Genomic DNA, 19,023 nt, shown 5'->3' on the forward strand with positions numbered 1-19,023 from the left:
ATGCTGGTAAATGCCAGCTTATGCAGAGTATCTTCCCAAAGGAAAATGCCGATAAAGCCCTAAAATACAGGCTATACCGACATTTACCAGCTTATGAAAAGATAATCAGAAATTTAGTGAGTTTTTATGGAAGAAAAGAAAGGCAGCATGATCATTCGTGTAGCACCAGATTTGGATAATCAAACATTTTGGCTGTATAAAAATGCACATCATATCGATCAAAATTGGATCGTAAAAGCTGCAGGCGTTCGTCAAAGACATATTGACCAGGCACAGTCGGTTAACTTATATATAACGAATTCATTTACTTTTCGAAAACTTTTAAATTTGTATATAGAAGCCTGGAAGCATCATGTAAAGACAATTTATTATGTACGTAGTCAAGCTCTGGAAGTGGAAGAGTGTGAATCATGCAGCGCATAGGAGGAACTAATGAAATTAAAAGAGAAACCGTTATTTAATGAAAATGGCGATATTGAGGTCCAGAAGAGAAGAATGATCAATGGGAACACAACGAATCTCAATGATTTTAATAATATGAAATATACCTGGGTCAGCGAATGGTATCGTCAAGCCATGAATAATTTTTGGATCCCGGAAGAAATTAATTTGACCCAGGATGTATTGGATTATCGAACTTTGGAAGATGCCGAAAGAACTGCATATGATAAAATTTTATCATTTCTTGTTTTTCTCGATTCCATCCAAACTGCCAATTTACCGCATATTGGCGAATACATTACTGCAAATGAGGTGAATTTGTGTTTGACGATTCAAGCATTTCAGGAGGCCGTTCATTCACAGAGCTATAGCTACATGTTGGATTCGATCTGTTCGCCGGCAAAGAGAGATGAGATCTTATATCAATGGAAAAATGATGAGCAGCTGCTAAAACGTAATCGTTTTGTGGGTGATCAGTATAACTCATTTTTAGAAAATAGGGATGATTTTAATCTTGTAAAGACATTGATGGCAAATTATATCTTGGAAGGCATCTATTTCTACTCTGGTTTTATGTTTTTTTACAATCTGGGAAGGATGGGAAAAATGTCTGGCTCTGCACAAGAAATTCGCTATATCAATCGTGACGAGAATACCCATCTTTGGTTATTCCGCAATATTTTGTTAGAATTGCAAAAAGAACAACCGGAATTATTTACCAAAGAAAAGGTGGAAGTTTATCGTAAGATGCTTCGTCGAGGTGTGGAAGAAGAAATCGAATGGGCACGTTATGTATTAGATGATCGAATTGAAGGCCTCAATATGCAGATGATCGAAGACTATATACGTTATTTAGGCAATCTGCGTGCTGCCGGATTACATTTTGAACCACTGTATGAAGGATATCAGGAAGTGCCTGCTTCCATGAAATGGGTAAATGACTACAGTAATGCAAATAATATCAAAACGGATTTTTTTGAAGCTAAATCAACTGCATATGCTAAATCCAGTGCAATCGAAGATGATCTATGATCAGATTGCCTGTTTGTGTGTAAAAAATGTTTTTCTTTTCTTTTAGAAGTTGTACTTTTATAAAAAATCGTTATAATATAACTATCAGCGATGAAGAGACAGAGTATATGTGGAAATCGTATAGAGAGTGCTTGGCTGGTGGAAAAGCAACGATTGAAATGTAGAATACACCTTGGAGCTGCTTTTTGAAAAGAAAAGCCGTCAATCTACGTTACAGATAAGAGTGCACTGCAAATTGTAGTGAAGTAAGGTGGTACCGCGTGATGAACGTCCTTATTGAAGGACGTTTTTTTTATTTTAGAAAAGGAGCTAAGACAATGACTTTATTTGAGGAATTAAAATGGAGAGGACTGATCGACAATGTGACGAGTCCGGACCTAGAACAAAAATTAAATGAGGGAGGAATGACTTTTTACATTGGAACGGATCCAACGGCAGACAGTATGCATATCGGGCATTTCTCCAGTTTGTTAACAGCGAAAAGATTAGCAGATCATGGACATCACCCTTTGATGCTGGTAGGAGGAGCTACAGGTTTCATTGGCGATCCTAAGGCAAGTGGCGAACGCAATATGTTAACAAAAGAGGTCCTTGAACATAATTATGCTGCATTGCATGATCAGATCAGCAAGGTCTTTGGTTTTGAAATGGTCAATAACTTGGACTGGACAAAAGATGTGACGATCATTGATTTTTTACGCGACTATGGCAAATTCTTTAATGTAAGTTATATGATCAATAAAGAAACAGTCAAACGCCGTTTGGAAACAGGAATCAGCTATACAGAATTCTCATATATGATCCTGCAGTCATTGGATTTCTTGCATTTGTATGAAACAAAAAATTGTACATTGCAGATCGGTGGTCAAGATCAGTGGGGAAATATTACTTCAGGATTGGAATTGATTCGTAAAAAACATGGTGCAGATGTAGAGTGCTATGGTCTAACAATGCCGTTGATCACGAAAGCGGATGGTACCAAGTTTGGAAAGAGCGAATCAGGAACGATCTGGCTGGATGCAAAGAAAACCTCTCCATACGAGATGTATCAGTTCTTAGTAAATGCAGAAGATGCTAAGGTCATCGAATACCTGAAACGTTTCACATTCTTGGGCAAAGAAGAGATAGATCGTTTAGAAAACTGTGTTGCAAATGAACCGCATCTTCGTGAAGCGCAAAAGACATTGGCAAAAGAAGTTGTTACGTTCTTGCATGGTGAAAGTGCATATAATACTGCTTTAAATATCACAAATGCATTGTTTAAAGGCGATATTCGTGATCTGACGCAGGATGAGCAAAGAGATGCACTCAATTCGATGGAAAAAAGACCATTATCACAATCAATGGATCTTGCTTCCATGCTGGTAACAACAGGAATTGCATCAAGCAAAAGAGAGGCTCGTGAATGGATCAAAAGCGGTTCGATTGCCATTAATGGCGAGAAGATCAGAGAAGAGAACTTTATGGTTGATGAAACACAACGATTAGTTGATGACATGCTGCTGGTTAAGCGCGGCAAGAAGAATTATTATGTCATCACTTTTCAAGAACAATGAAGATAGGCAGGGAATCTTGAGCGGATTCCCTTTTTTTTATTTGTTTCCTTTTGATGATTGTATTCATAGTATACAACGAAGGAGGAATGAAATGATCGTATCCGTTTGGGGAAAAGAAAATCGCATGGAGGAATTACGGTCACTGATAAAGAAAGAACACATTTGCATTCCGTTTGATGAATTGATCAATTTTGATCTGAGCAAATTAGATGCACTTATTCTTCCTATGCAATCAGTACAAGGAAATAAAGGGGATTATATGGACCGCCAGCATATCGATCTGCCAAATTATTTTTGGGAATGTTTGCGAGAGGACTGCAAGATCTTTGCAGGACGTGAAACCAGGTTTCTTGAAACGTTGCAACAACCTAAATTTTATTATTTACAAGATGAACAATTCATTGATGAAAATGCAAAATTAACTGCGCAAGGAACATTATTCTATTTTTTGGATCAAATAGATCGGGCCATGGAAGAATATCAAGTCGATATCATAGGAAAAGGTCATTGCGGGAAAGCAATCGGTTGTCTTTTACAAAAATGTGGCGTTCATCTCCGCTATATTCGTCACGATCATTGTATTGGCGATGATGAATGCTTGATCGATCACTGGCTTCCACAATATTGTGCACCGTTTGTCATCCAATGTTCTCCAGTTCATGTTTTAAATGAATCATTGATCAAAAAATGGCCGCCGCATGTACATGTTATTGATATCAGCGGATCAGAAAAACAATATGAAGATATGCTCGCAGAACATCGTATCCTTTATACAAGAGCGGCAAATTTACCGGAATTATTTGCCCCTAAGTCGAGTGCAAAGGCCATTTTTAACTTTGTAAGGAGGATGTGGAATGAATAAAAAACAGGTTTTGTTTGGAATCTGCGGATCATTTTGTAATCATAAGAAGATATTAGATCAATTAGCGAAACTGACAGACAGATACGATCTGACATTTGTTATCAGTGAAAATACGGCAAAACTGGATACGCGTTTTTTTCAGCATGCTCAATTTCGCAAAGCATTGTCTGCGTTCACCACGCACGATATCATTGATACGATACCAGAAAGTGAAAAAGTGGGACCTAAAAATCAATACGATGTAATGGTGATCGCACCGGCAAGTGCCACTACTGTCTCAAAATTAGTAAACGGTATATATGACACGAGCGTCACATTGGCTGCAAAAGCAATCTTACGTAATGATAAACCAATCTTGATTGGTTTATCTACAAATGATTTTATTGGAATCAGCGGGGCAAACTTATTGCAGCTGATTGCCAGGAAAAATATGTATACATTGCCGATGTATCAAGATGATATTCAACAGAAGCCACGCAGTATGAGTGCACGATTTGATGTATTAGAGGAAGCGATAGAGCATGTTTTGCAGCATCAGCAAATGCAGCCGGTTTTTGTGGGGAAAGAATAATGAAAGAGATATGGACAGCATTGATCACTCCGTTTGATCAAGACAATCAAATTGACTGGAAAGCATTGGAAAACATTGTACAAATGCAGATAGAAGAAGGTGTGGATGGTTTTATCGTCTGTGGTACCACTGCAGAAACCCCTACGTTATTGATGGAGGAACAAGAGCAAATCATTGAAAAAGTTTTATCTATCACGAAAGGACGAGTGAAAGTATATGCAGGCGCCGGTACTAATAACACAGCGACAACTTTGGCAAATATAGCCCGGTTTGAAAAGTATCCGTTGGATGGATATCTCATAGTGACGCCTTATTACAACCGGCCAAGTGAAGATGGATTGTACGCACATTTTGTAGCAGCCAGCGCAATGACAAGAAAAAATATTTTACTCTATCATGTCCCATCTCGTACGGGATCAGCAATTACAATTAGATTATTCGAACGTCTGGTGATGAAGTGTCACAACATCACAGGAATGAAATATGCAGCCCAAGATTATATGACGTTAGCAAAATTAAAGAAACTATTTCCATCTCTCTATTTTTATAGCGGGGATGATGTGACGTGTTTTGATGCTATTGCTGCAGGAGCAGACGGCGTCATATCTGTGATGTCGCATATGTTGCTGCCGGAGATGAAAACTGCAATTTTAACTAAAAATCAGGCAATGCAGCATGAATTAGAATTTTTTGCTAAATATTGTTTTCTAGAAACTTCGCCTTCTCCAATCAAATATATGCTGTCGCAAGCACACTTATGCAACAACATCCTGCGTCTGCCTTTATGTACTATTACAAAAGATACGCAGCACATACTTGACCAGGAGGCACGCACATGTTATGACAAACTTCGATTGAAAAAAAAGATAACATAATAACGGGTGAGCATGTGCGGGTCAAATTATTTGATGAAGAACACGAATTGGATCTGGAAGAAGACATCAATCAATTTTTAGAGAAAAACCCTATGATTGAATTGGTTGGAATTCAATTTTCGACATGTTGTGCAATGCAAGGAGAAGATCAGATTTTTTGCTTTTCTGCATTGATTCAGTATGAGAATAAAAAATGAGGTTTTATCCATACTAACTTTGTATGGAGGTGAATTGTGTATGAAAACAGAAATTTTTTGTGATGTGACATCTTGCAAATTCCAAAAGGATCAGCATTGTAATGCAAAGACAATCACAGTATGCTGTGATAATTGCATCCATGCCAAAAATGTGCATGAAACAGCATGCAGTTCATTTGAAAGTAAAAATTAACAGTTTAAAAAGAAAGTGTTTATTTCACTTTCTTTTTGTTTTTTTCCATGTACTAGAAAACAAATAGACGCAAATTCTGCAAAATGATATAATGCATTCGAGGGTGATAGAATGAAACGTATGTTTTCGATTCTTTTTGTTGTTTTTTTGCTGAGTGGATGTACGACAGTGAAGGAGCATCGTGCAGAACAAGAACAGTATGAACAGCTGCAAGCACAAATAGAAAATGGTTCACTTGCAATATCAGACGTGTTGCCTTTTGATTATGAGATAACATTGTCGGGGGATGATCATTGCCGTTATACTTTAACGATCGATCATTTTGAACATGCAATGTATGATATCAAGGTAGTGGCAATGCCGTTAAATACAAATGGGGAATGCAGCTCTCTGGGATTTGATGAAGATATAATTTACAAAGTGATCCCTAATCAGGAAAATACAAAAAAGGGTTACTATTCTGCCCTTACTTTAGAAGGCACGCTGACTAGTGAAGATGATCTGCTGGGAGTTGTCATTCAATGGAAAGATGCTTCAGAAGTGAATACATCACAATGTTATTGGGTGATCGATTGCGCAAGAGAAGCATAAGTTATCTATTTTTTCGTTAGAATAGAAAGCAGGTATTCAATGATTCGATTAGATAAATTTTTGGCAAATCAAGGATTTGGCACACGAAAAGAAGTAAAAAAATTAATTCGTAAAGGTGCTGTAAAAGTTGACGGCATCATTCAATGGAAAGATGATTATAAATTTGATGAAAATACAAATGTGGTATCTTTATATGATGAACCTGTTCTATACAAAGAACATACCTACATCATGCTGAATAAAAAACCAGGATATATTTGTGCAAACCAGGATGGATTACATGCAACCGTATTTGATTTATTGCCGCTGCGGTTTCAGAAAATGTCGACAGTCGGACGGTTAGATTTAGATACAAGCGGATTGTTACTGATAACTGATGATGGCATTTTATTGCATCGATTGTTATCACCTAATTATCATGTATGGAAAAATTATGAAGTAAGTTTGGAAAAAAATATAGATGCGGAAGCAATTTCTGCATTATGCAATGGAATAGATTTAGGTGATTTTACTACACTTCCCGCGAAAGTAGACATCGTTGATGAAAAGAAGATCCATCTATCTATACGCGAGGGAAAGTTTCATCAAGTGAAAAGAATGTTGCAAGCAGTCAATAATGAGGTCATTCAGTTAAAGCGAATCTCTTTTGGACCGTTAGAACTAGGTGATTTAGATGAAGGAGATTGGAGAGAATTAAGTGATCGAGAGATCGCTTTATTAAAGGAGGCATGCCGTTCATGATCTTAGAATGGATCGAAAAGAAAAAACATGGTCTTTCTTTAACATGGGACGAGATACATGAGATGATTCATGCGTATGTACATCAGGAGATAGCAGATTATCAAATGAGCGCTTTCTTGATGGCTGTGTGGTTTCAAGGCATGTCATTAGATGAGACGATTGCGCTGACGGATGCTATGATGCACAGCTCAAAGACGTTGGATCTTAGTGGATTAAAAGGAATAACATGCGATAAACATTCTACCGGCGGAGTAGGTGATAAGACTTCTTTGGTTCTGGTTCCTTTGGTGGCTGCTTGTGGCGGAATTGTTGCTAAGATGAGCGGCCGTGGATTAGGACATACGGGAGGTACTGTCGATAAGCTGGAATCCATTCCAGGTTATCAAACGACGATGGGAACGGATGCATTTTATGAGCAAGTAAAGAAAGTACATGCAGCTATTATTGGGCAAAGTGACGATTTTGTAGTTGCAGATCAGCTCTTATATGCTTTGCGTGATGTGACAGGTACCATTGACAGCATACCCTTGATTGCTAGCAGTATTTTATCAAAAAAACTGGCGGCAGGCAGTGAAGCTATTTTGCTCGATGTGAAATTTGGCGAAGGGGCATTCATGAAAACAAAAGAAGAGGCACAGCAACTGGCAGATTGCATGTGTGCAATCGGGGCGTATTTTCATCGAAAAGTCCATGCAATCATTTCAGATATGAATGAACCTTTAGGTTTGGCAATTGGAAATTCTTTAGAAGTTATCGAGGCAATCCACACACTAAAAGGGGAAGGACCGAAGGATTTTCAAACGCTTTGCATAGAAGAAGCAGCCATCTTGTTACAGATGACAGGATTGGCTGATACCTTGGAAGAAGGAAAACAAAAAGCAATCTGCTCTTTGCAGGATGGAAGTGCTTTTGAAAAGTTTTGTGAGATGGTAATGGCACAAGGCGGTGATGTCTCTGTTATAAAAGATCCTTCTCTTTTCGCTCAGGCAAGATTTGATACAACACTTTGCGCATTGACGAGCGGAACCATCCAAAAAATGCATGCTCGCTCTTTAGGAATACTAGCGATGGAACTGGGTGCCGGGCGAACCAAAAAAGGAGAGTCTATTGATCCAAGCGTTGGTATCGTATTCCTTCATAAGAGTCCAGAGAAAATAAAAGAAGGCGAAGCGATGGCGCACATTTATTCAAATCAGCCATTAACAGAAAAATGGATCCAGGATTTTTATGCGGCAATCGAAATACAGTAAAAATATAAAACAACCAGTATACAAAAAGATCAATTTCCATAAACATGGGAATTGATCTTTTTAATATTGATTTATTTTTTCAGGATCAAGGCAATGAGTACAAGCGGTTCTTCACCTATGTTTTCGATGCCATGGCTATGAGAACTTGGGGTCCATGTTATATCGCCTTCAGAAACTTTCCATGTCTTATCATCTTCTGTATACATGCCTGTTCCATGTATTATGCAATAGCTTTCCCCATCGTCAACATGTTGATGGTATCCGATGCTTGCATGTGGATCGATCGTTACACGAGCATACATCTTAACCATTTCATTCATATCTTCTTTTGATAAGAGATGTTCGATATGGATCCATCCTTTTCCTCCTGCTCTATTTTCAAAGTGCTGAATTTCCTTTTCCATAACGTACCTTCTTTCTTCGTATGGATATTTTAACATAATACCAAGAAAAAGAAGGAATAACTTTTAAGTTTTTTTTCATACTAATATTGGAGTGATGAGATGGCAAAAAAAAGATTGCTATTTTATTTTGTTTGCAATTTTTTGATCTTCGTTTCTTTGTCTTTTGTGAATGCACAGTTAATTCCTTTTATAAAATTCATCGGTTATTCCGGTATACAGCAGGGTGTCTTGCTGGCTGGCTGCGCGGTGGTTGCGATTGCAGGACAATTCTTATTTGGGTATCTTTGTGATCGATTTCATATGATAAAAAATTTTTTTCTCCTCGGTTTCTTTTTTTATATAGCGGCCGCGACGGGGATGTTATGGGTAGACAATGCTCTTTTTTTATATCATTTTATTTTGATCAGTTTTAGCGGAGGAATGGTAAAAGTGCTGATGGGATTAAACGAGACGTGGATGTTAGAAGCAGATGCCGCACATTATGGAATATTACGTGCAGGAGGAGCTTTGGGATTGAGCGTAGGCTCTATCTTGATAGGATATCTTGTATTATCCATTTCCTATCAAGATTTAAAATGGTATCTGCTTATTATTGGTATCATCAACGGAGTATTATTGTTTTTTTGCAAGGATGTAAAGAAAGAAAAAAGGGGTTGTCTTAAGGAAGATATAAGAAACCTCATCCAAAATCATCAATATGTATTATTGGTGATCACCTTGTTGTTCATTTATATCGTTGGTACTGCTGATCAATATACGGTTGTTGATAAGCTGTTAACAATCGGCGGAAATGCAAGAGATGTGGGATGGAAATGGTGTATACAATCATTTGCTGAGATTCCTATATTTTTCGCTGGCAATTGGCTGGTGAAAAAGGTTTCACCAATCAAATTGCTGATGTTTGGTATAGTTATGTATAGCATTAAGTTTTTTTTCTATGCATTTTTTGACACACCGCTTTTGTTGATTGGCTGCTCAATATTGCAGTTAGTCACTTTGCCTATTATTCTATTGGCCAGCAAGTTTTTGATTGTAGAACTAAGTGATCAACGTGTTGCCAGCAGTGCACAGATGTTTGCAATGGCAATTTATATAGGTGTGAGTGCTTTGTTTACACCGCTGATTGCTTCGTGGTTGGTTGAATCTGTTGGGCAGGATGTCACTATTTATATGTTTGCTGGTTTGTGTCTGATTCCTTTTATCCTGTCTGTTGTACTGCGAAAGAACGTAGAGAGTACGCATAAATGATGTGTTCAATCATATACAATAGCAAAGAGGTGTCATATGGATCTGTTGTATGGATATAGAGAGCTTGGTTTTATCATATACGCTCTATGCAAAGCATTTCTCCCGCTTCCATCTCTGGAAGTATTGCTGATTCCATTATGTGTAGATGCTCCCCAGTCCTATTTGCAATTTGCAGTCGAAGGGGCAGTTGGAACATGGATCGGAGGAACGATCGGCTATGGTATGGCAAAACGTTCAAAAGAAAAAATCATCTCCCACTTGCTCAGTCGAAAACAGATTGAGCGATGGGAGATGTTAATGAAAAAATATGGGGTATTTGCTGTGTTTATCGGAGGCATCACACCTATTCCCGATTTTATCTTACCTTATTTAGCAGGTTTTTCTAATATGAACTATATTGCTTTTTCTTTAACCGATAGCTTTTCGCGTTTTCTCAGAAGCTGGTTGATTGGATATTCCATTGCACAAGCTGCAGATATCATTGATTTTCAAGTATATGGAAATCTATTATGCTTGCTTGTTTTGATAGGAGGGATCCTTCGTTGGATCAAAGGCAGGTATTTTATTGCAAATGAGTGAAATAAAATAAGGAAGGATACGATCATCTTGCTGTAACTCCGGATGCCACTGAATACCAATGATGGGTAAAAAGGCATGATGAAAGGCTTCAATCGTTCCATCTTCACAATAAGCGTCCACTATGAGAGGATATTGAATCTTTGTCACTCTTTGATGATGATAGCTATTCACTTCACAAGGACGATCATAAAGTTGTCTTAAATAGGTATTTGTTGCAAAATGAAGAACATGACGATGCTCTTTCTGGTGCAGTATAGTATCATAACTGGTTTCTAATGTACCTTGAAAAAATAATTGCAGCATCTGCATGCCACGGCAGATTCCTAATATTGGTTTTTTTTGCTTGATAAAGGCTTCGATGATCGCTAATTCTTCAAAATCGGCAAAGCCATCATAATACTTTGAAAAACTATCTGCCTCTTTGGCTGCATAAACGCCAAAAGCATCTAGACCACCAGGAAGAATCAAACCGTCACAAGCATGTACTTCCTCCTGTATGTGGGTCACATGCAAAATTGGATGAAGAAGAATGGGAAGGGCAGAGAGCGGTTTGATCAATGAAGAATTAATGAAATATCGTTCGTTTGCTTCTAAAATTTGCTTGCGGCATAAGATACCAACACATTGCATCTTTCTCTCACCTAGTTATAGCGTATGCATGAACTTTCAAAATGCGATTATAATTTTTTTCCTTGCCATGTATTTCTCTTCGCCATTGCTTTGTCTATATCATTTAGTACCTGTATCTTATGTAAGGTCCATGCAGGAGCAATCAAATCTTTTGCCAGAGCATCCCCGGTCAAACGCTGGATGATGATAGAAGGCGGAAGGACTTCGAGCTGCTGAATGACAACATCGACATATTCCTCCATTGAAAGCAATGGAAATGGATGTTGCTGGTATTGCATGGCTATTTGCGTATTGTTCATGATATGCAGCATATGGATCTTTACAGCATCGATCGGCATGGATCCAACTACTTTGGCACTTTCGATCATGTCGTCTATAGATTCATTTGGCAAAGAGTTGATCAAATGTACACAAATTTTTAAAGGAGTAGGAGCAAGCGCTTGAACACATTGCTGGAATTCAAAAAAAGTATGTCCTCGATGGATCTGCTCGGCAGTTGCGTCATGGATCGTTTGTAACCCTAATTCGATCCATATTTCTTTTTTCTTTGCCAATTCGCAAAGAAAAGCAATTTTTTCTTCATTAAGACAATCTGCTCTTGTAGCAATCGCAAGAGCGCAAACATCTTCTCGTTCGATGAAAGGGACAAAACTTGCCTGCAGTTTTTCTATTGGACCATAGGTATTCGTGTATGCCTGAAAATAAGCCATTGCTTTACAATTCGGCCATTTTCGAGCCATGATCGCATATCCTTTTTCAAACTGATCGATCAAATCTCCATGTGTGACGATGCTATCGCCACTGCCGGCAGCACTGCAGTATGTGCAGCCGCCATAGCCTTTGGTCCCATCTCGGTTTGGACAGGTGAAACCAGCATCTAAAGGCACTTTTGCAACTTTTTGACCATAGTGATGTTTTAAGTAGTAATTCCAAGTATGATAACGTTTGTTATCATCTGAAAAGGGAAATGGATGTTTGAATTGTTTCATAAAATCACCGCATTTATTTTAACATAGTTTCATTTTTTTGCACCACTAACCAATTTATCAAAATATTTCATAAAAAAAGTAAAGGTTTTGTTTAGTTTTGTAATACTTTATGTTAAAATAAATCACGCAATTATAGGTTGGTGATGATATTGGAAAGGGAAGAGAGGAAAATTGAAGGAAAAAAAGGCATCATTTCCTACACTTTATTATATAAACAAGTAAAAAACATCAATATGAGGATCAATCGTTGCGGAGAGATCATTGTCAGCGCAAATCCTTTTGTTACGAAAGAAACGATAGATGCATTTGTATTAAAAAAAGAGGACTGGATCCGTAGCAAACAAGAAGAAATTGAGGATTCTCCAACATTGATGGATGACGAGCATATACAGCTTTTAGGGAAATCATTGCGTATCCGGCGCATGCCAAGCAAACATCCGCTTGTATATTATAGTGATGAGACATTTTACATCCAATACGAAAAAAAAGAACAATGCGGAAAGTTGGTTCAAGAGTACTTGGATCAATTATGTTATGATATTTTTTATGATATCTCTTTATTGACTTGCAAACGATTAAAGGCTTATGGCATTGCCATGCCGCAATTAAAAATTCGATTGATGAAATCACAATGGGGAAATTGTAGACCGGCAAAAAAACAGATTACATTAAATAAAAAAATGATTCATTATCCGGTGGAATTTATTGAATATGTAATTCTGCATGAATTTGCACATTTTGTATATCCGAATCACTCCAAAGAGTTTTATGCTTTGATCAAGCAGTACATGCCTGATTATAAAGAACGCATCGCTTTGGCCACAAAGGTCAAATAACGATGCGTTTTTTTTATATATCCCGATCCAGCACGTTTGCAATTTTACGGGCTTTTTCAATCAATTGTTTAAATTTCTTTGGTTTTAAGCACTGTGCACCATCACTTAGCGCACATTCCGGATGATCATGCACTTCGATGATCAGTCCGTCAGCCCCAGCGGCTACTGCAGCTAGAGAAGCAGCTTCGACCAGCTTCCAATCGCCAGTGGCATGGGAAGGATCGATGATGATCGGAAGGTGTGTCTTTTCTTTGATGATCGGAATTACGCTTAGATCTAAGGTATTTCGTGTTTCTGTTTCAAATGTGCGAATGCCGCGTTCACAGAAAATGACATTTGGATTTCCATTCGCCATGATATATTCAGCACTCATGATCCACTCATCAATTGTATTGGAAAATCCTCTTTTAAGTAATACAGGCTTTGTTGTCCGCTTACCGACTTCTTTTAGCAATTCAAAATTTTGCATATTTCGAGCACCGATCTGAATGATATCTACATATTTTTCAAATTCATCGATCTGTGCTTCACCCATCAACTCGGTCACGATCGGCAGCCCAGTTTGTTTGCGTGCTTCTACCATTGCCAGGATTCCTTCTGTACGCATCCCCTGGAAGGCGTATGGAGAAGTACGAGGTTTATATGCACCTCCTCGTAACATTACTGCTCCGGCTTCTTTTACTTCTTTCGCCAGTTCGATGATCATTTCTTTATTTTCTACGGCACAAGGACCGCCGATGACAACAATGTTTTCTTTGCCGCCGATGCGGATGCCGTTTACATCGATCACTGTGTCCTCCGGATGGAACATGCGATTTGCCAGTTTATACTTTGCTTGCACACGTACGACATTTTCCACGCAGCGATAGGCTTTCACCGCTTTCTCATCGATGATGGACGTATCACCTGTCAAACCGAAAACATTAAATTCGGATCCTTGTATTTCTACGGCTTTTACACCTTTCGCTTCTAAAGTATCGATCAATGCCTGTACTTCTTCAGGATTTGCATTTTTTTTAATGGATATAATCATAATTCTTCTCCTTCTATTGTAAAATATGTATAATAGCGTCTACACAAGATTGCAGGCTGCTGTTGTTGTCGACGATATAATCGGCGTATGCACGATATAAATCGATTCTTTCTTCATACATCTGTGCTACCGCATCTTTGCTGCTGCAAAGAGGGCGGGTGGCATCGCTGCCTACTAAATACTCTAATGATCGATCAATGAAAATGACGATTCCGTTTTGCTTTAAGTAATCCATGTTGATCTTATGTTTGATGATCCCGCCACCAGTGGCAATCACTTTTCCGTTGTATTTTGATAATGTAATTGCTGCCTGCGTTTCTTTCGCACGAAACAGCGGTTCGCCGCCTTCTTCGAAAATTGCAGGAATGCTTTTTCCTTCTTTTTCGACAATGTATGCATCCATATCAATCAATTCTTTATGTGATTTTTCAGCAATGCATTGTCCAATCGTTGTTTTTCCAGCACTTGGCATGCCAATCAGAATGATGTTGGAGCGTTCTTGATAAAGGTTTTGATATATTTGATCGATCACCTCATCATTGATCGTTTCATTCAAAAAATGTTCTACGGCTTGTTTTGCTTGTGCTACCAGCATCTCTAATCCATTTACCGCAATCAGCCCTCTTTCTTTCGCTTCTAGTGCCAGCTTGGTTGTAAGGGGATTGTAGACTACATCCATAACAGACTCGAGGCGATGGAATAAAGAAAGATCAATTGGTGAATTCCCAGTCTTTGGATACATTCCAACAGGGGAGGTGTTGATGATGATCTGTGCATCCAAATGCTTTTCTAAGCATTCTTCATAAGAAATGGCACCATTTCCCACAATGATGTCTACAACGATCATGCTGGCTGCTTTTTCATGAGCAACTGCAGCACGTATGGCGGCACTGGCACCGCCATTTCCAATCACCAGCACTTTTTTGCCTTCCATGTCAACATGATGTTTTTTTACCATGTATAAGAAACCTGTATAGTCCGTGTTATATCCCTTTAATTTTCCATCTCGATTCACGATCGTATTTACAGCACCAATTTGTTTTGCTGCATCATCAATTTCATCCAGATAAGGGATGACATTTTTTTTATACGGAATCGTTACGTTGATTGCTGTAAAGTCCCGTTGTTCCATGAATTTAGGGAATTCTTCTTTTGAAAGCGGGATCAGATCATATGTATAGTCTGCAATCGCTTCATGAATTTCCTTTGAAAAACTGTGAGAGAGTTTCTCTCCGATTAAACCATAACGTTTCATATCTTTTTCCTTTCTTTCTAAACAGAAATGTCTTTGCACAGGTAACAAAAAAAGCATCAACTTTTTTTGTTCGATGCTTTATAAATGCCTCAGAAAAACTCCAAGTATCAATAAATTGCATTGGATTCTCTGAGGCTATTAAAAGTAAAAGTAATAAGAAGAATTTAAAATCATGTGCATTTCAATCACTCCTGATGTATTTAGAATACAGCGATTCAAATCAAAATGCAAGCATTTAATTGAAAAAAAGCAACAATTTTCAAACATATTGAAAATTGTTACAGTTTATGATTGAAATTTGAACTGTTTTTCCGCTATACTGATTAATATGTTAGGAAGTGAATGATTGTGACCTCAATAAAAATACAGAATCGCGTGTTTGGGGATGGAAAGGTCTTGCTTTGTGCACCGTTGACTTCCCCTGATGAAAAAACGATGAGACAAGATTTAGAAATTCTATCTAAAAGCGATGCAGATATCATCGAGTGGCGTCTGGATCTTTTTCAAGAGGAGATGACATCCACATCTTTGATCATGCTATTAAAGATGATCAAAGATCATTGTCAAGATAAGTTGCTGTTAACGACCATTCGTACAAAAGCAGAAGGCGGATCATTTTCAAGTAGTATACAAATGTATAAAAATATATATGCAACTGTCATCCAGAGTCGTTGTGCAGATTTAATTGATATAGAATATTCGATGGCAGATGACATACGGGAGCATCTGATCTCGCTTGCACATGAACATGATCAAAAAGTAATCGTTTCATCACATGATTTTATAAAAACTGCTTCCTTCCAAGAATTAAAGACGTTAGCAGAAAAGATGGCAGAAACTCATGGAGACATCGTTAAGATCGCTGTCATGCCGAGGGATGCACTTGATGTGGCCCGTTTACTGGAAGTGAGCGCATGGGCAAAGAACTGTTTACAGAAACCATTTATCACCATGGCCATGGGACGTTTAGGCGGAATTACCCGTTTGGTTGGCGAAGAATTTGGTTCTTGTGTAAGTTTTGTGAAAGTATGCGATAGCAGTGCTCCGGGACAGCTGTCCATTCATGATGTGCAGACATTTCTTAAGTTCTTTCATAGGGTATTGTCTGAAAGAGAATAGAGAAAAACTTGTGAGTAATAAAAAAAGATAGTAAAATAAATATTAATGAGTTATCAGGTGATTTGAGAGGAGGAACAGGATGTATCGAATCATAGAAAAAGAAAGATTAAATCCTACAGTGACACGGATGGTCGTAGAGGCGCCCATGGTCGCAAAAAAAGCTAAAGCAGGGCAGTTTATTATATTGCGCGTGCATGAAGACGGGGAACGCATCCCGTTAACGATAGCAGATTATGATCGGGAAAAGAAAACAATTACGATCATTTTTCAAATAGTGGGCAAAACAACCATGTTGTTAGATCAATTAGAGGTTGGAGACAGCATTTTAGATTTCGTCGGTCCATTAGGGAAGCCAAGTGAAGTGGAAGGCTTAAAAAAGGTTTGCGTAATTGGCGGTGGCGTAGGCTGTGCCATTGCCTATCCAACGGCGAAAGCCTTATACAATAACGGCAGTGAAGTTACGGTCATCACAGGTTTCCGTAATAAAGATCTGGTAATCTTGCAAGATGAATTTGCAGCTGTCAGCCAACATTGTTATTTGGTGAGTGATGATGGAAGTACAGGAAAAAAAGGTTTAGTGACAAATGTACTGGAAGAATTGATTCAACAGGGAGAAAAGTTTGATGAAGTTATTGCAATCGGACCGCTTCCAATGATGAAATTTGTTTGTCTGTTGACAAAAAAATATGATATCAAAACAATTGTCAGCATGAATCCAATCATGATCGATGGTACAGGCATGTGCGGATGTTGCCGTTTAAGCGTTGGCGGGGAAATGAAGTTTGCATGTGTAGATGGACCTGACTTTGATGGGCATTTAGTTGATTTTGATGAAACGATGGCACGCAGTTCGACATATCGTGCTTTTGAGGCAAAAGCAAGAGAAGATACATGCAATCTGTTCAAAAAGGAGGTCGAATGATCATGCCAAATATGTCTTTGAAAAAAGTAGAAATGCCTGTTCAAGATCCAATGATCCGACGCAGTAATTTTTCTGAAGTTGCATTAGGGTATACAAAAGAACAAGCGATGGAGGAGGCGGAACGCTGTTTACATTGTCCAACTCGGCCTTGTGTAAATGGATGTCCAGTTTCTGTTAATATTCCGGATTTTATTTTAGCAGTCAAAGAAGGGGATTTTGAAAAAGCATATCATATCATAAGAGAAACAAGCTCTTTACCAGCCGTATGCGGACGAGTTTGTCCACAAGAGACACAATGTGAACAACAATGTGTGCGTGGTAAAAAGGGAGAAAGTGTTGCAATTGGCCGATTAGAGCGCTTTGTCGCAGACTGGTATCGAGAGAACGTGAAAGAAACCGTTGACAAACCAGAGATGAACGGTCATAAGGTTGCAATTGTTGGTGCAGGACCTGCTGGTCTGACTTGCGCAGGCGATTTGGCAAAAAAAGGATATCATGTATCCGTATTTGAAGCACTGCATGTTGCTGGCGGCGTATTGATGTATGGAATCCCTGAATTTCGTTTGCCTAAGGACGTAGTAACTCATGAAATAGACGGATTACGTCAGTTAGGAGTTGATATCGAAACAAATGTAGTCATCGGGCGTAGTGAATCAGTTGATGATCTGTTCGATCAAGGGTATGAAGCAGTTTTTGTAGGCAGCGGTGCCGGCCTGCCGAATTTTATGGGGATGCCAGGTGAAAATTTAAAAGGTGTCTATTCTGCCAATGAATTTTTGACACGCTGCAATTTGATGAAAGCATATAAAGAAGGTGTCGATACGCCTATTCAGCATGCAAATAAAGCAGTGATCGTTGGCGGGGGAAATGTCGCTATGGATGCTGCACGATGTGCAAAACGTTTGGGAGTTGATCAAGTAACGATCGTCTATCGAAGAAGCATGGAAGAACTTCCTGCTCGTAAGGAAGAAGTCGAACATGCGATGGAAGAAGGAATCGAATTCTGTTTGTTGACAAATCCGGTTCGAGTCCTTGGAAATGAAGAAGGATGGGTCAATGGTATCGAATGTGTGAAGATGGAACTTGGTGAACCAGATGCAAGTGGTCGTCGGCGCCCTGTAGAAATCAAAGACAGCAATTTTGTAATGGATATTGATTGCATGATCATGGCAATCGGTACTTCGCCAAATCCTTTGATTCGCTCCACTACAAAAGGATTAGAAACAAACCGCAAAGGCTGCTTGATTACTGATGAAAATGGTTTGACTACCAGAGAGGGTGTTTACGCTGGTGGTGATGCTGTTACAGGAGCTGCTACAGTTATCTTGGCCATGGGAGCTGGCAAAGTGGGAGCTGCAGCTATTGATGAATATATCCAAGATAAACAGAAATAATATAATTTGAATTTATCAAAGATTGAAAAAGCTCGTTATAATCGTTATTTTGACGATTTAACGGGCTTTTTTTATTACTGTGATTAACTATGATTTCAAAATAAAAACTATCAAGAAACTGTCAATTTTCTTTTTGTTTAGTTGAAATTAAATTGTATAAAGAAAAAAAGTCCAGTAATTGATATGTACCCCAAATCCTAGACAACTAGGAGGAGGGGTATTCTTATATGAAATATTCATGGGAATTTAAATTAGAGTGTGTTGAGAATTATAAGATAGGTAAAAGTAACGTTAAACCAAAATAT

21 protein-coding genes, 1 pseudogene and 1 other annotated feature are annotated in these 19,023 nt (G+C 38.4%); of the genes and pseudogenes, 17 read left to right on the top strand and 5 right to left on the bottom strand.

What is annotated here, in order from left to right; translation table 11 throughout:
- Positions 1-123 precede the first annotated feature (123 nt).
- The 11 genes and pseudogenes from BQ9859_RS02645 to BQ9859_RS02695 all read left to right on the top strand — a co-directional run.
- Positions 124-423, top strand: a pseudogene (locus BQ9859_RS02645) (ribonucleoside-diphosphate reductase subunit alpha); the annotation flags it as partial.
- 9 nt (positions 424-432) lie between these two features.
- Entirely contained in the window at positions 433-1,473 is a 1,041-nt protein-coding gene (locus BQ9859_RS02650; protein WP_075876732.1) for a ribonucleotide-diphosphate reductase subunit beta, read from the top strand.
- Positions 1,474-1,554: 81 nt separating this feature from the next.
- Positions 1,555-1,751 (top strand) — a binding site (T-box leader).
- Between the two features lie 39 nt (positions 1,752-1,790).
- Positions 1,791-3,029, top strand: coding sequence for a tyrosine--tRNA ligase (gene tyrS / locus BQ9859_RS02655; RefSeq protein ID WP_075876749.1), 1,239 nt, complete (start codon positions 1,791-1,793; stop codon positions 3,027-3,029).
- Between the two features lie 91 nt (positions 3,030-3,120).
- A complete protein-coding gene (locus BQ9859_RS02660; protein WP_075876733.1) occupies positions 3,121-3,891 on the top strand; it encodes a hypothetical protein in 771 nt (256 codons plus the stop codon).
- A complete protein-coding gene (locus BQ9859_RS02665) occupies positions 3,884-4,462 on the top strand; it encodes a dipicolinate synthase subunit B (RefSeq protein ID WP_075876734.1) in 579 nt (192 codons plus the stop codon). The genes BQ9859_RS02660 and BQ9859_RS02665 overlap by 8 nt, the downstream gene beginning before the upstream one ends.
- On the top strand, positions 4,462-5,337 hold the full coding sequence (dapA, locus tag BQ9859_RS02670; protein ID WP_075876735.1) for a 4-hydroxy-tetrahydrodipicolinate synthase: 876 nt from the start codon (positions 4,462-4,464) through the stop codon (positions 5,335-5,337). Before BQ9859_RS02665 ends, dapA begins: the two co-directional genes overlap by 1 nt.
- Positions 5,338-5,351: 14 nt before the next feature.
- Positions 5,352-5,534: a sporulation protein Cse60 gene (locus tag BQ9859_RS02675; protein ID WP_075876736.1), complete on the top strand. Its 183-nt coding sequence runs from the start codon at positions 5,352-5,354 to the stop codon at positions 5,532-5,534.
- A 40-nt stretch (positions 5,535-5,574) separates the two neighbouring features.
- A complete protein-coding gene (locus BQ9859_RS02680; RefSeq protein WP_075876737.1) occupies positions 5,575-5,727 on the top strand; it encodes a DUF1540 domain-containing protein in 153 nt (50 codons plus the stop codon).
- A 111-nt stretch (positions 5,728-5,838) separates the two neighbouring features.
- Positions 5,839-6,318: a membrane lipoprotein lipid attachment site-containing protein gene (locus tag BQ9859_RS02685; protein ID WP_075876738.1), complete on the top strand. Its 480-nt coding sequence runs from the start codon at positions 5,839-5,841 to the stop codon at positions 6,316-6,318.
- Between the two features lie 39 nt (positions 6,319-6,357).
- Positions 6,358-7,059: a pseudouridine synthase gene (locus tag BQ9859_RS02690; protein WP_235846374.1), complete on the top strand. Its 702-nt coding sequence runs from the start codon at positions 6,358-6,360 to the stop codon at positions 7,057-7,059.
- Entirely contained in the window at positions 7,056-8,309 is a 1,254-nt protein-coding gene (locus tag BQ9859_RS02695) for a thymidine phosphorylase (protein WP_075876739.1), read from the top strand. The genes BQ9859_RS02690 and BQ9859_RS02695 overlap by 4 nt, the downstream gene beginning before the upstream one ends.
- A gap of 71 nt (positions 8,310-8,380) precedes the next feature.
- Here the strand turns inward: BQ9859_RS02695 and BQ9859_RS02700 are convergent, their stop codons facing one another.
- On the bottom strand, positions 8,381-8,713 hold the full coding sequence (locus BQ9859_RS02700; protein WP_075876740.1) for a cupin domain-containing protein: 333 nt from the start codon (positions 8,711-8,713) through the stop codon (positions 8,381-8,383).
- 99 nt (positions 8,714-8,812) lie between these two features.
- Here BQ9859_RS02700 and BQ9859_RS02705 point away from each other — a divergent pair, with 99 nt between their 5' ends.
- Positions 8,813-9,961: an MFS transporter gene (locus BQ9859_RS02705; RefSeq protein ID WP_075876741.1), complete on the top strand. Its 1,149-nt coding sequence runs from the start codon at positions 8,813-8,815 to the stop codon at positions 9,959-9,961.
- Positions 9,962-9,997: 36 nt separating this feature from the next.
- Complete coding sequence (locus BQ9859_RS02710) at positions 9,998-10,540, top strand: YqaA family protein (RefSeq protein WP_075876742.1); 543 nt, start codon at positions 9,998-10,000, stop codon at positions 10,538-10,540.
- Here the strand turns inward: BQ9859_RS02710 and BQ9859_RS02715 are convergent.
- Positions 10,469-11,170, bottom strand: a complete 702-nt coding sequence (locus tag BQ9859_RS02715) for a gamma-glutamyl-gamma-aminobutyrate hydrolase family protein (protein ID WP_075876743.1) — start codon at positions 11,168-11,170, stop codon at positions 10,469-10,471. The two genes, BQ9859_RS02710 and BQ9859_RS02715, sit on opposite strands and share 72 nt — an antisense overlap.
- 47 nt (positions 11,171-11,217) lie before the next feature.
- Positions 11,218-12,159: a tRNA modification radical SAM protein MnmL/YtqA gene (locus BQ9859_RS02720; RefSeq protein ID WP_075876744.1), complete on the bottom strand. Its 942-nt coding sequence runs from the start codon at positions 12,157-12,159 to the stop codon at positions 11,218-11,220.
- Between the two features lie 143 nt (positions 12,160-12,302).
- On the opposite strand from BQ9859_RS02720, the gene BQ9859_RS02725 reads away from it, so the two are divergent.
- Positions 12,303-12,995, top strand: a complete 693-nt coding sequence (locus tag BQ9859_RS02725; RefSeq protein ID WP_235846375.1) for a M48 family metallopeptidase — start codon at positions 12,303-12,305, stop codon at positions 12,993-12,995.
- 13 nt (positions 12,996-13,008) lie between these two features.
- Here BQ9859_RS02725 and aroF read toward each other — a convergent pair whose 3' ends face one another.
- Positions 13,009-14,028, bottom strand: a complete 1,020-nt coding sequence (gene aroF / locus BQ9859_RS02730) for a 3-deoxy-7-phosphoheptulonate synthase (RefSeq protein ID WP_075876745.1) — start codon at positions 14,026-14,028, stop codon at positions 13,009-13,011.
- A gap of 13 nt (positions 14,029-14,041) precedes the next feature.
- On the bottom strand, positions 14,042-15,283 hold the full coding sequence (locus BQ9859_RS02735; RefSeq protein ID WP_075876746.1) for a shikimate kinase: 1,242 nt from the start codon (positions 15,281-15,283) through the stop codon (positions 14,042-14,044).
- Between the two features lie 348 nt (positions 15,284-15,631).
- Between BQ9859_RS02735 and aroD the strand changes: the two genes are divergently transcribed.
- From aroD to gltA, 3 genes are all read left to right on the top strand, one after another.
- Positions 15,632-16,402, top strand: coding sequence for a type I 3-dehydroquinate dehydratase (aroD, locus tag BQ9859_RS02740; protein ID WP_161941276.1), 771 nt, complete (start codon positions 15,632-15,634; stop codon positions 16,400-16,402).
- 79 nt (positions 16,403-16,481) lie between these two features.
- A complete protein-coding gene (locus tag BQ9859_RS02745; RefSeq protein ID WP_075876748.1) occupies positions 16,482-17,324 on the top strand; it encodes a sulfide/dihydroorotate dehydrogenase-like FAD/NAD-binding protein in 843 nt (280 codons plus the stop codon).
- A gap of 2 nt (positions 17,325-17,326) precedes the next feature.
- Complete coding sequence (gltA, locus tag BQ9859_RS02750; protein WP_075876752.1) at positions 17,327-18,718, top strand: NADPH-dependent glutamate synthase; 1,392 nt, start codon at positions 17,327-17,329, stop codon at positions 18,716-18,718.
- Positions 18,719-19,023: the final 305 nt, after the last annotated feature.

It is taken from the genome of Merdibacter massiliensis, assembly GCF_900155395.1.
In the GTDB taxonomy this organism is placed as follows: Bacteria; Bacillota_I; Bacilli_A; order Erysipelotrichales; family Erysipelotrichaceae; genus Merdibacter; species Merdibacter massiliensis.